The organism is Massilia genomosp. 1 (genome assembly GCF_011682185.1).
Lineage (GTDB): Bacteria > Pseudomonadota > Gammaproteobacteria > Burkholderiales > Burkholderiaceae_D > Telluria_A > Telluria_A rubra.
The window spans coordinates 58,078-69,786 of record NZ_WHJF01000030.1 but is presented as its reverse complement, the minus strand read 5'-3'; the positions used below and the strand labels follow the sequence as shown (position 1 = coordinate 69,786).

The following is an 11,709-nucleotide window of genomic DNA, read 5'->3' as shown; positions in this document are numbered from 1 at the left end:
AATGAGATTAGCCATGATTCCGCCGCCGTAACCGATCAGATTTCCTCCGATATCACGAAAAAGCGATGAAAAATCGTGCTCTCCTGATGTCGGCCAGTTCGGAAAAATCGTTTTGCAATTGGCTCTAACAAATGTTTTTCCGCCAGGCGACGATGTGGGAACACGCGCCGGCGTCATGGCGCACGTGTACAATCGCACATCGTCCGGTCCACCATGTCCATGGAAAGTCAGAATGAAGAAAACCCTGCTGGCCTGCATCCTGTTCATCGTCAGCCTGGGTGCGTGCGCGCAAGCGTCCGACCCGGCGGCGCCTTATACGAAGCAAATCAACGCCTTCATCGATGAATGGCACGACGATGCGGCGCACGCGCGGCCGGCCTATTTCGACAAGATGGCGAAACATGGCGTGTATATCGGCACGGACAAGACCGAACTGTGGAACCGCGACCAGTTCAAGGCGTGGGCCAGGCGTTTCTTCGACAAGGGCTCGGCCTGGTCGTTCAAGGCGACCAGGCGCAATGTGTATATGTCGGCGGACAAGAAATTCATCTGGTTCGACGAACTGCTCGATACCCGGATGGGTGTCTGCCAGGCCAGCGGCGTGATGCACAAGACGGACAAGGGATTCGAGATCGCGCATTATCAGTTGTCGATCGCCGTTCCCAATCCGGTGGCCGGCCAGGTGAGCAAAACGATCAAGGATTTTGAAGCCGCTCCGGCTGCGCAATAAACGACTGCGAGCGAGAATACGCACGTGCCGAACCGAAGCAATTACATTGGCCGTTTCGCGCCATCGCCGAGCGGGCCGCTGCACCAGGGATCGCTGGTGGCGGCCATGGCGAGCTACCTGGACGCCAGGGCGCATCACGGCAGCTGGCTGGTGCGCATCGAGGATGTCGACGAAGGCCGCAGCGTGCCGGGCGCCGCCGAGGGCATCCTGGCCTTGCTGTACACCCTGGGCATGAAGTGGGATGGCGAGGTGCTCTGGCAGAGCCGGCGCAAGCACGTGTACCAGGCCGCCGCCGAACAACTCGGCGCGCACCTCTACCCGTGCGGCTGCAACCGCCGCGAAATCGCCGACTCCCGCCTCGGCACCGCGCCCGACGGCTCGGCCATCTATCCCGGCACCTGCCGCCACGGCCTGGCGCCCGGCAAGACCATGCGCAGCCTGCGCGTGCGCGTGCCCGATCCTGCCGGCCACGCCGACCTGATCGCCTTTACCGACCGCGCCGCCGGCCCTGTGGCGCAACATCTGTCCAGCGAGTCGGGCGACTTCGTGCTCAAGCGTGCCGATGGCTTCTGGGCCTACCAGCTTGCGGTGGTGGTCGACGATGCGCAGCAGGGCGTCACCGACATCGTGCGCGGCGCCGACCTGATCGATTCGACCCCGCGCCAGATCTATCTGCAACGCTTGCTGGGCGTGCCTGTCCCGCGTTACCTGCATGTGCCGGTGGTGCGCAATCCGGATGGCGAAAAACTGTCCAAGCAGACCGGCGCGCTGGCGCTCGCCCCCGCGGACGAATGCCAGGCTGTCGAGGCGCTGCGGGCCAGCGCCGCCTTTCTGCACTTGCCGCTGGCGCAGGCAAGCTCGGTGGGCGCCTTCTGGCAAGCCGCCATCCCCGCTTGGGCGAACCGGATCGGGCTGCCTTTGGCCGCTGCCTGAGTGCGCGCGCGACGCGCATCGCGCCCGGTACAGGCGGCAAGGAATCTACTTTCTCTGGATGGTGATCTGGCCGTCCGCTTCCAGGAAAGCGCAGCGCATGTCCTTGATATCGCAATCGGAGCAGCGCAGCGCCTGGTCGACCTCTTCGCGTGAAATGCGGCAGCGTTTCATCACCTTGTCGTACAGCTCGCCGTCGCGCCCGAGCAGCACCGCGCTGCCGTCGAGGATGTCCGACATTTTTTTGCTGTGCGACGACATGAACGACATCGTCATGTTCAGCCCGACCAGTACCGCCGCCACGATGAAGCCGCCAAACAGCGATTGATCGCCGCCCGTGAGCGAGTTCGATACCGCTTCGCTGAGCAACATCACCACCAGCAGGTCGAACGGCGTGAACTGGCCGACCGTGCGCCGTCCCGACACGCGCACCATGAGCAGCAGGATCAGATACACGGCCGCCCCGCGCACGACGAATTCCCACCATGGATGGTCCATCTCGAACATGTGCAATTCCTTTCAGGATGAGCGTGGTGGATTGTGGATTGATCGTATTGTAAAGAAACGGCGCCCGACGTGGGCTGCGTCGGCGTGCGCGGCGTGGCGCCCCTGCCCCGGCTGGCGCATACTATGGCATGTTCAAACTGACCTTTTTAGGCACGTCCTCGGGCGTCCCCACCAAAAACCGCAACGTCACCGCGCTCGCGCTGCAAACCGCCCTGAACCGCGACTGGTGGCTGGTCGATTGCGGCGAGGGCACCCAGCATCGCCTGCAGCACATCGCGCTGAGCGTGCATGACCTGGCCGGCATTTGCATCACCCACATCCATGGCGACCATAGCTACGGCTTGCCGGGATTGCTGGCCAGCGCCGCCATGAACGGACGCAAGCGGGCGCTGATCCTGATCGCGCCGCTGGCCGTCAAGGCCTGGCTGGACGCGACCATGCTGCACACCGAGCTGTTCCTGCCGTTTCCGCTGATCCATGTGGATGTCGCCGGCGAACAACTGGTGCATCAGGAGGGCGGCTTGCGCATCGAGCGCCACCACCTGTCGCACCGCGCCCCGAGCGTGGGTTTTCGCTTCGCCGTGGAAAGCAGTAAATGGAAGCTCGACAGCGCGGCCCTGCGCGCGCGCGGCGTGCCTTCCGGTCCGCTGTGGGGCACATTGCAGGCCGGCGTCGACGTCGTGCTGGACGATGGCGGCGTGCTGGCCGCCGCCGATTTCCGCGTGGCCGATGTGCAACGCGCGGTGGCCGTGATTGGCGGCGACAACGATACCCCGGCGCTGCTCAGCGAGGCCTGCGCCGAGGCGCAGGTGCTGGTGCATGAGGCCACCTACACCGAAGCCATCCTGCAAAAAGTCGGGCCGGGGCCGACCCACAGTTCGGTGCAGCGCGTGGCGCAGTTCGCCACGCAGCGTGGCTTGCCGAACCTGATCCTGACCCACTTCAGCGCGCGCTACGACAATCCGGCAGGCATGGCCGAACTCGACGCCGAGGCGCGCCTGCATTACGCGGGCAATCTGTTCCTGGCAGAGGACTTTGCCAGCTACGAGCTCGATGCGGCCGGGGTGGTGCGCAAGCTGTAGGCGCGATTGCGCGCTCTTAGCCCTTCTGTGTATGTATCGAAAACTTCGATCTGGCCAGACATGCTGGTGTTAGTATCGCAACTGTTCTGCGAGTAAATACATCTTCCCCATGTGTACCCATTTCAAAGGAAACCCGATGACCGCTCCGCAACTGCGCCGTGCCAACTATGGCCTTGACGCCCCGAAGGTAGTTCGCAATCTGGTGTTGGGGGCCATCGCCGGCCTGTTGCTGTGGGGTTCGGCCAGCTTGGGACTGTGGTCCGGGCAACTGCTCATTCCGCTGGGCGCCGATGGACTGCGGATTGGCGTCGCCGATAGCGGGCGCTTCTTTGCCATTGTCCTGCCCTTGACCGCGCTCTGGATGGTGTGGGAAAGCAAAGTCGGCAAGCTGCGCAACCGCGAAAAAATGCTGCAACGCCTGACGTGGACCGGCAAGGAGCAGGTGCTCGATCTTGGCTGCGGGCGCGGGCTGTTGATGATCGGCGCCGCCCGGCGCTTGACGACAGGCACCGCCACCGGCATCGACATCTGGCAAACGGAAGATCTGTCCGGCAACCGGCCCGAAGCGACGCTGGACAATGCGCGCTGCGAGGGCGTGGAGGCGCGGGTGGACATCAAAACCGCCGATATGCGTGCGCTGCCGTTCGCGGATGCCTCGTTCGACGTGGTCGTCTCGCGTGCCGCCATCCACAATCTGTACGACGCCGGCGACCGCGCCAAGGCGATCGGCGAAGTGGCGCGCGTATTACGGCCGGGCGGTCACGCGCTGATTGAAGATATCCGCCACGGCGGCGAGTACGAGGCGAGCTTCATGCGAAACGGCTGCACCCATGTCGAGCGCATCGGCTCGCGCATCGAGGCGCTGCTCACGACCATCATCACCTTCGGCTCGCTGCGTCCGGCCACGCTGCTGGTAAGAAAAGCGGGTTGAATTGCGGTAGCGGACACCCTGCCTGCGCCGCGCTGGCGCACCAGTTCGCGTTCCTCCGGGCCGGTGGGGCGGTAGAGGACGACGCTGTCAGCTGTCATTGTTCGCTTTCGGATTGTTGGCGTGCATGCCGCCATCGTCATTGCGCGCGGCGGTACATCACGTCGGTCCGCAGCACGTATTTGAGGCCGTCGATGACTTCCGTTCCCTGGTGCGGCAGCTTGTGCGGGAATACCAGGGCCGCGCCTTGCTGCGGTTTGATCAATTCGGTCTTGAATTCCGTATCGCCGCCCTCGAAGTCGCCGTTCAGGTAAATCATGAATGTCAGGCGACTCGCTTCATCGGGCGACCTGGCATACACGCCGTCCGTATGCCACTTGAAGTACTCCTTCGGGCCATACCGGTAAAAACGGAACCGTTCGTTAAAGCCGCTCAAGGTCCAGTCGCCGATGCTGGCGGGCAGCAGGGCGCGCGCCTGTTCGAACAGCGAGACGGCCAGCGCGGCATCGTCGAAAATGACGCGGTCGTTATTGCGGATCTCTTCCGCCCGCCGCGAGACCCCACTAAATTGTACTTCCGACGGTACGTAGCCGGCTTCTTCGCCGAGCGCGATGTAATGCTGGCACATGGCCGGGGTGAGGAAGTGTTCGATAACGAATGCTCCCGAATTTTTCTCGACGACGCGCATGGTGGGGTTCATATGGGTTCATTTTCTCTTGGAATGAACACATCATAATTTACTTAGTGTTTGCGCACAACTAACTTAGTATAAATTTATCACTAAGATGATCGACAGCCGCGCTCAGGCAATCGCCACGATCAGGCTTGCCCGCGCGCGCTTGGCTTCCTGGAGCGACACGAGTACCCACAAGACGCCCGCCTGGTCGTCTTGCATGTCATCGAGTTCGCTCTCGAAGGGCGCCAGCTCGGCCAGCAATGCCACTACCTGCGCCGGCAACAGCCACGACAGATGAAAGACGCTGTCTTGCGATTGGTAGACATGCGCGTCGCATTCGGCCAGCGAACAGCCGCGAAATAGCGCGCGATAATACGCGCAGGCGACGGCCGAGGCAGCCGGCAAGACATCGGATAGCTCGCTGGCGTAGCGATACCACTTGTGCATGGACGGCGTGATATCGATCGCCGGATGACGGTGATTGTCGAAGCTGAAGTTCCAGTAGTATTCATCGACAATCAGGTCGATCAGCCTGGCTTCCTCGCGCGAGGCGGTCATCAATGCGGCGTCGCCACGCCGCATGAAGTCCAGGATCTTTTCCCGCATGCCCGCTGGGAACTCATCGGGATACTCTGCAATGCGCGGGTCCAGCCACGCGAGAAAGACGCCCAGATCGGCAAGGAACGCCGTTTTGACACCATCTTTGTCGCCGAGCGAGTAATGCACGTAAGTGCCCATCGCATACTCCAGTTGGTGGATGAAGGGCGCTTTGCGCGCCCGAGGGATGAGGCATGAGGCATGAAGAGGGACTACTTTTGGGACTACTTTTGTTCCTGGTCCAGGATTGCCTGGATTTCCGCCCGTTCACGCGCGCTCACGTGCCCGCGCAGGGCGGCGAGCACCAGTTCCTTGCCGGAGCCCGAAAACGCCTTGTGGATCAGTTCCTTGATCAGGCTGGTCTGCAGCGAGTCTTGCGGCTGCGCCGGCGCGTACACATGCGCGCGGGCGCTTTCGTCACGCGTGAGCAAACCCTTGGTGTGCATTAACTGAAGCAGGCGTAGTACGGTCGCGTACGCCATGTCGGGACGGCTGGCCACGGCCGCCTGATGCACCTGTTTGGCGCTGGCCGGCCCGAGTTGCCACAGCAGGCGCAGCATTTCCAGTTCCGCTGCGGTGGGCTTGGGGATGGCGGTCGGTTCTGGCATGGGGAGGGTAGCGGTGGGAATGCACCTAGAGTAAATTATCTAGAAGTGAAAGTCCAGTTCAGATCTCCGACCACATGCGCAGCAGGTTGTGATAATGCCCGGTCAGGCCGACGGTTTCCGCGCTGTCGCCCAGTTGGGCGCGCAGGCGCACGATAGTCTGGTCGAGTTCGAGCAGCATGGCGCGCCGGGCATCGTCGCGCACCATGCTCTGGACCCAGAAGAAAGAGCAGACGCGGCTGCCGCGCGTGACCGCTTCGACCTTGTGTACGCTCGACGAGGGGTACACGATCATGTCGCCCGCCGGCAGTTTGACTTCATGCACGCCGTAGGTGTCGTTGACGATCAGTTCGCCGCCGTCGTAGTCCTCGGGTTCGCACAGGAACAGGGTGCAGGAGACATCGGTACGCAGCGGCAAGGCGCTGCCAGGCACGTTGCGCACGGCGCCGTCCACATGCGCGCCGTAGTGTCCGCCGCCGGTGTAGCGGTTAAACAGCGGCGGCACGGTGCGCAGGGGCAGGGCGGCGGCGAAGTAGAGCGGATTGGCGGCCAGGGCCGCGAGGATAATGCGGCCCAGTTCGGCTGCGAGGGGGCTGTCGGTGGGCAGTTGCTCGTTGTGCTTGACCTGGGCGCCCTGGGCGCCGACCGTGGCGCGGCCGTCGGTCCAGTCGGCCGCGTCGAGGGAGCGGCGCATGGCGGCGACCTGGGCGGGGGTGAGGACTTGGGGGATGTGGAGCATCATGGGGAAACCGTGGCTGAATGTAATGCGCCGTCGTTCCCGCGCCAAGGCGGCCCTCGGCGGGAACCCAATTCTGTCGAGCCGCCTATGGCTTCGGTTCGAACTTGGATTCCCGCCTGCGCGGGAATGACGGTTTTGAGGGCGTAGGCTGTTATCGTAAAGCCGACCGAATACAATCGATCAGAACCGGAAATTCGCCGTCAAACTCGCCGAGCGTGGCGCGCCCGGGGTGTAGCGATAACCGCTCTTGTTAATCTGCGCAATGTATTGCTTGTCCGCCAGATTGTACAAGTTCAGCTGCAGATCGACGTTCTTGCTCACGCTGTACGACGCCATCGCATCGACCACCCAGTACGCATCGGCAAACGCCGGCGTGCCCACCGCGCCATCGGTGCCGCGCAGCAGCTTGCCGACATAGCGCGCGCCGCCGCCCACTTTCAGGCCCATCGGCAAGGTGTACGAGGTCCACGAGGTGAACGCATCTTTCGGTGTGTAGTTCAGGTTGTTGATCCCGCTGGCGGTGACGACCTTGCCATTGTTTACTTTCGTATCCATGCGGGCATACCCGGCACTGACCAGCCAGTTGCGCGCCACTTCACCCGTCACGCCCAGCTCGATCCCCTTCACCTGCTTGCGCCCGGTCTGGTAGTACAGCAAGTCCACCGGGTCCTGCTCCAGCTCGTTCTTGACGGTGGTCTTGTAGACCGCCGCCGTCAACGACAGCTTTTGCTTGAGGAAATCCCACTTGGTGCCGATTTCGGTGGTGGTCGATTGCTGCGGATCATATTTCGGGTTCGAGGCGCTGTTGGCGGACGTCGACAGCGAGAAATTGGTGCCCGGCGGCTGCTTCGAGGTGGCAATCAGGGCGTACACGCTGCTGTCCTTGGTCGGCTTGTACAGGGCCGAGATCTTGCCGTTGCCGACCGTGTCGCTCAACTTCAGCTTGGTCGGCACCAGGGTACCCACCGGCAAGGTCGGATTGGCGGTCGCGGTCGACAGGCTGGTGGCGTTGTAGTTCACGTTGAAGTGGTCCATGCGGCCACCGACGTTGACAATCCACTGCTCGCCCAGTTTGATGGTATCGAACAGGTACACGCTCTGGGTATCGACCTTGGCATTGGTGCCCGCGCCGTTGCGTACCAGGTTCAGGCCGGTGATCGGCGAGTAGGGATTCGGCGCGTACAGCGAGTCGACCGCCATCGTGCCGGCGCCCGTGTAGCTGTAATTGGTTTGCTCTTCGCTGGTCAGCTCCAGGCCGCCCACGAAAGTATGCTTCAGGCCGCCCAGGTCCAGGTTCACCGTCGCCACGCTCTGGTTGGTCAAAATGGTGTTGGACTGGTCCTTGACGGTGCGGTTGCCGCGCGTGATGGTCCAGGTCGACGGGTCGTTGACGTCCGGCGTTTTCAGGTTGGCGCTGTTGCCCATGAAGGCGGTCAACAGGTAATCCTGCGAGGTCTTGCCGTAGCGGGTGGTGTTTTGCAATTTCACGGTCGGCGAAAAATCATGCTCGACCTTGACGGTGAACATGTCGGCCTTGACCTGGTCGTAGTCGCTGGCCGAACCGTAGAAATTCTCCGGGTTGACCCGCGCCGCCGTGCTCAGGAAGGTGCGCGCATCCGGGCTCTTGTAGCCGGGCAGGCCGATGGTCGGCACGCCGCCGCTCGGCACATTGTCCTGGTCCACGTGCAGGTAGTTCAGGTAAACGCGGGTTGGGCTGTTCAGGCCGAAGGCGAGCGACGGCGCCAGCGCCCAGCGCTTGTTCTTGACCACATCGCGCCCCGGCGTGCCGCTGTCCTGCGCCAGCGCGTTGAGGCGAAAGGCAACCCCTTTTTCGGCGCTCATGACGCTCGCGTAGTCGAGCGTGGCGCGCTTTTGCTTGCCGCTGCCGGCCACCACCGTGCCGGTCGTGCCGGACTCCATCACCGCTTGCTTGCTCACCATGTTGACCGAGCCGGTCGGCGACGAGCGCCCGGTGTCGGTGCCGGCCGGGCCTTTGAGCACGTCGAGCTGTTCGACGTTGAAGACGTCGCGCGAAATCGAGCCGATGTCGCGCACGCCATCGACAAAAATGCTGGTCGACGAATCGAAGCCGCGCATGTAGATGGTGTCGCCGGTGGTCGTGTTGCCGTTCTCGCCGAGGAAGAAGGTGCCCACGCCGGGCGTGTTGCGCAGGGCCTCGGTCAAGGTCACCGCGCCTTGCTGCATGATCAGTTCTTTCTTGATGACGGTCACCGTTTGCGCGGTGTTGAGCAGGATTTCGGTGTACTTGGGCGAGGCGGCGCGTTCGGCCTTGAAGTCGTTGCCGGCTTCCTCGCCGGTTTTGCTGATGACCTGGACTTCCGGCAAGGTTTTGGCCTGCGGTGCGTCGGCGGCGGCATGCGCCGCTACCGGGACCAGCAGCGCGGCAAGCGCGGCGCTCATGTGTTGATTGAAACGGGATTGCGCGTGCTTGCGGCTTTTGATCGGGGCCATCTGTTTCTCTTCTTCGACGTGGGGTGGGTCGGACATAATTGCCAACAAGCTAGTTATTGTAGGAGAAATGGTCAACCATGTAAATGAGAATCGTTATCAGTAAGATTCTCATTACTATTTTGGAGTGGGTCGAGATTGTGGTTTCTGGATATTGCTATCCGGCATGGACAGTCTGGCACGGTGCTGCACGTGGCGCTGCCGGGGGCCATCGGCATCGCCTGCGCTACGCTCGCTGAGCGCCAGCGGTGCCGTCCCGTTTCCGGGAGGACCCGCCAGCGGGGGCCGCGCCTGTTTCGCGCCGCGCCGTTTCGCGCTACACTCAATCGGCTCTCAACTCTGGAAGCGTACATGCTAACGGGCGAACACTGGTTCTACTGGGCGATCCTGTCGGCGGTATTCGCGGCGCTGACCGCGATTTTCGCCAAGATTGGTATTGCTGGCGTGGATGCCGACTTTGCCACCTTGGTCAGGACGATCTTGATCACCTTTGTGTTGACAGCCTTTGTGCTGTACACGCATAAATGGATCAGTCCTGCCAGCCTTGCGCCGAAGACCTGGCTGTTTCTCGGGTTGTCGGCCTTGACTACCGGTGCTTCGTGGGTCTGTTATTTTCGTGCGCTCCAGCTCGGCGAAGCGTCACAAGTTGCGCCTGTGGACAAGTTCAGCGTGGTGCTGGTGGCCCTGTTCGCCGTCGTGTTCCTCGGCGAACGCCCCTCGTTGCGCGATTGGGGCGGCATTGCCCTGGTGGCGAGCGGTGTGCTGGTGCTTGCGCTGAAACGTTGATCGTCATCCGGTCGCGTCCGGCCAGCGCCGCAACGCGCCATGCGTGTGCCGGTCACGGCTTGCTCACCGGCTGCTGCGAAACTGTACGAGGCGATACAGGTAGGTGAGGACGGCCAGGGCGACCAGCGCCGTCGCCACCGGATCGACGTAGCTTGCGACCGCTTCGAAGTTTTCTTGCAGGACATACCCGGCCCCCGTCAGGGCGCACACCCACAGCAGCGATCCCCCTGCCGAATAGGCCAGGAAGGGCAGCAGCGCGATGCCTGCCACCCCGGCGGGCACGGAAATCAGGGTTCTGATTGCCGGCACGAGCCGCCCGAAAATCAGGACGGGCATGTCATGCCTGGTGAAGGCGGACAAGGCTTTGTCGAGCTCGGCCGCAGACAGAGTCAGCCATCTGCCATGCTTTCCCGCCCACGCGCACAGGCGCTCCCGGCCAATCCATTTGCCGGCAAAATACCACGGCATGGCGCCGGCGACCGATCCGGCTGTCCCGGCCAAGACCACGCCAATCGCATTGAGTTCGCCGCGGCTCGCGCTAAAACCGGCAAACGGCATGATTAATTCCGAATGCAGAGGTGGAAAGATGTTTTCAAACATCATCAACAGGAAGACGCCGGTATAGCCGGTTTCGGCAATGAGCTGGACAATGAAATCAAACAAATCGGCTCCTTCTCGGGTGGTGTGCATGACACGGCAGGAAACCGACGCCGCCACTAAAGCTCGATGGTCTACGCCAGCGTTCAGTTCATTTAGGTTTCAGTCTAAGAACGATAGTGTTAACGCAACGTGAGATGCCTGTTAATTTCTTGTTAAATCTTATGGTCATGAAAGAATTGACGGCTCGCACGTCGGCAGCTTGGCGACCCGCCGCTACCGGACCGCGGGTAATGGCCCGGCATGGCGATGCTTGCTGCAACGTCGGGTCACGGGGCAAGCCTGCGCCGGTCTAGCGCGGTGGCAATGGTGGCCACGAGGAACACCGCAATCCAGATTGACCATAGGGTGTGTGTCAAAAAATGGGCGCCGCGCATTTGCTGCAGCCAGCCCAGCGCGAATCCGAAGCCGATCATCGTGACGAACACGCTCATGGCGGCGTTCGGACGGGCGGGAAGAAAGAAGACGGCAATCGACATCAGCCACAAGGCGCTTGAGGCATGGCCCGCCGGCAGGCAATGTCCCGGTTCGCTTCCCACAGGAAGCATCTGCATCAGCCGCACGTAGGGTTCGCTGCCGCCGTAGCGCGTCAAGTCCCAGGGGCAGTGCGAATCGCTCGATTGCTTCAACAGGGAGATACTCAGTGGAACCATCACGGCGGACAGGGCTACCACCCTGATCTGATAGCGCCGCAGCCAGCTCCAGCGGCGCGGCGCCACCAGGTCCCACAGTGCGGCCACCACGAAGGCGGCCGCCAGCGCGATCAGTATTCGCTTGAGCACGACGTGACTGAACGTGTCGGCGATCCACGCGTCGCGCCACGGAAAGATCCGGCGCTGCGGATCGAAGGCTGCATCGGCCAGGAGCAGGTCGATATCGGTGCACATCCCGATCCAGGCGATCAGCACAGGGAAGGCAAGGAACAGCGCCAGGCCGATCCAGCGTACCGAGCTCATGCGCGTAGCGCGCACGCCCGCAAAAGCGGGATCGGTCGCTGGCACTG

General features: G+C 62.4%; 13 protein-coding genes. 5 read left to right on the top strand and 8 right to left on the bottom strand.

Annotated elements, in window-relative coordinates; genetic code table 11:
- Positions 1–232: 232 nt before the first annotated feature.
- The gene (locus F1735_RS13795) at positions 233–730 is read left to right on the top strand and encodes a nuclear transport factor 2 family protein (protein ID WP_167237462.1); all 498 of its coding nucleotides are present in this window, start codon (positions 233–235) and stop codon (positions 728–730) included.
- A 24-nt stretch (positions 731–754) separates the two neighbouring features.
- A complete protein-coding gene (gluQRS, locus tag F1735_RS13790; RefSeq protein WP_167237461.1) occupies positions 755–1,663 on the top strand; it encodes a tRNA glutamyl-Q(34) synthetase GluQRS in 909 nt (302 codons plus the stop codon).
- Positions 1,664–1,708: 45 nt separating this feature from the next.
- Here the strand turns inward: gluQRS and F1735_RS13785 are convergent, their stop codons facing one another.
- Positions 1,709–2,167 (bottom strand): DUF421 domain-containing protein, encoded by a 459-nt coding sequence (locus tag F1735_RS13785; RefSeq protein ID WP_167237460.1) that lies wholly within the window; start codon positions 2,165–2,167, stop codon positions 1,709–1,711.
- A 128-nt stretch (positions 2,168–2,295) separates the two neighbouring features.
- On the opposite strand from F1735_RS13785, the gene F1735_RS13780 reads away from it, so the two are divergent.
- The gene (locus tag F1735_RS13780; RefSeq protein ID WP_167237459.1) at positions 2,296–3,249 is read left to right on the top strand and encodes a ribonuclease Z; all 954 of its coding nucleotides are present in this window, start codon (positions 2,296–2,298) and stop codon (positions 3,247–3,249) included.
- 136 nt (positions 3,250–3,385) lie between these two features.
- Positions 3,386–4,180, top strand: coding sequence for a class I SAM-dependent methyltransferase (locus F1735_RS13775; RefSeq protein ID WP_167237458.1), 795 nt, complete (start codon positions 3,386–3,388; stop codon positions 4,178–4,180).
- Positions 4,181–4,316: 136 nt separating this feature from the next.
- Here the strand turns inward: F1735_RS13775 and F1735_RS13770 are convergent, their stop codons facing one another.
- The 5 genes from F1735_RS13770 to F1735_RS13750 form a co-directional block, all read right to left on the bottom strand.
- Entirely contained in the window at positions 4,317–4,877 is a 561-nt protein-coding gene (locus F1735_RS13770) for a 2OG-Fe(II) oxygenase (RefSeq protein ID WP_222852987.1), read from the bottom strand.
- A gap of 102 nt (positions 4,878–4,979) precedes the next feature.
- Positions 4,980–5,591, bottom strand: coding sequence for a hypothetical protein (locus F1735_RS13765; protein WP_167237457.1), 612 nt, complete (start codon positions 5,589–5,591; stop codon positions 4,980–4,982).
- A gap of 83 nt (positions 5,592–5,674) precedes the next feature.
- The gene (locus F1735_RS13760) at positions 5,675–6,058 is read right to left on the bottom strand and encodes a BlaI/MecI/CopY family transcriptional regulator (protein ID WP_166894011.1); all 384 of its coding nucleotides are present in this window, start codon (positions 6,056–6,058) and stop codon (positions 5,675–5,677) included.
- Between the two features lie 58 nt (positions 6,059–6,116).
- Entirely contained in the window at positions 6,117–6,797 is a 681-nt protein-coding gene (locus tag F1735_RS13755; protein WP_167237456.1) for a Fe2+-dependent dioxygenase, read from the bottom strand.
- Between the two features lie 177 nt (positions 6,798–6,974).
- Positions 6,975–9,266 (bottom strand): catecholate siderophore receptor Fiu, encoded by a 2,292-nt coding sequence (locus F1735_RS13750; protein WP_167237455.1) that lies wholly within the window; start codon positions 9,264–9,266, stop codon positions 6,975–6,977.
- Positions 9,267–9,401: 135 nt separating this feature from the next.
- Between F1735_RS13750 and F1735_RS13745 the strand changes: the two genes are divergently transcribed.
- Positions 9,402–10,049 carry an EamA family transporter gene (locus F1735_RS13745; protein WP_445081575.1) on the top strand — a complete coding sequence of 216 codons (648 nt, stop codon included), beginning with the start codon at positions 9,402–9,404 and terminating at the stop codon, positions 10,047–10,049.
- Between the two features lie 63 nt (positions 10,050–10,112).
- Here F1735_RS13745 and F1735_RS13740 read toward each other — a convergent pair whose 3' ends face one another.
- Positions 10,113–10,712, bottom strand: coding sequence for a DedA family protein (locus tag F1735_RS13740; protein WP_167237454.1), 600 nt, complete (start codon positions 10,710–10,712; stop codon positions 10,113–10,115).
- Positions 10,713–10,975: 263 nt separating this feature from the next.
- Positions 10,976–11,707, bottom strand: a complete 732-nt coding sequence (locus tag F1735_RS13735; RefSeq protein WP_373888518.1) for a phosphatase PAP2 family protein — start codon at positions 11,705–11,707, stop codon at positions 10,976–10,978.
- Positions 11,708–11,709 lie beyond the last annotated feature (2 nt).

Excerpts from the sequence above, each read along its gene's own strand:
- F1735_RS13795 (WP_167237462.1), top strand. The coding sequence starts at position 233 with ATGAAGAAAACCCTGCTGGCCTGCATCCTGTTCATCGTCAGCCTGGGT.
- F1735_RS13785 (WP_167237460.1), bottom strand. The coding sequence starts at position 2,167 with ATGTTCGAGATGGACCATCCATGGTGGGAATTCGTCGTGCGCGGGGCG.
- F1735_RS13780 (WP_167237459.1), top strand. The coding sequence starts at position 2,296 with ATGTTCAAACTGACCTTTTTAGGCACGTCCTCGGGCGTCCCCACCAAA.
- F1735_RS13775 (WP_167237458.1), top strand. The coding sequence starts at position 3,386 with ATGACCGCTCCGCAACTGCGCCGTGCCAACTATGGCCTTGACGCCCCG.
- F1735_RS13770 (WP_222852987.1), bottom strand. The coding sequence starts at position 4,877 with ATGAACCCCACCATGCGCGTCGTCGAGAAAAATTCGGGAGCATTCGTT.
- F1735_RS13765 (WP_167237457.1), bottom strand. The coding sequence starts at position 5,591 with ATGGGCACTTACGTGCATTACTCGCTCGGCGACAAAGATGGTGTCAAA.
- F1735_RS13760 (WP_166894011.1), bottom strand. The coding sequence starts at position 6,058 with ATGCCAGAACCGACCGCCATCCCCAAGCCCACCGCAGCGGAACTGGAA.
- F1735_RS13755 (WP_167237456.1), bottom strand. The coding sequence starts at position 6,797 with ATGATGCTCCACATCCCCCAAGTCCTCACCCCCGCCCAGGTCGCCGCC.
- F1735_RS13750 (WP_167237455.1), bottom strand. The coding sequence starts at position 9,266 with ATGGCCCCGATCAAAAGCCGCAAGCACGCGCAATCCCGTTTCAATCAA.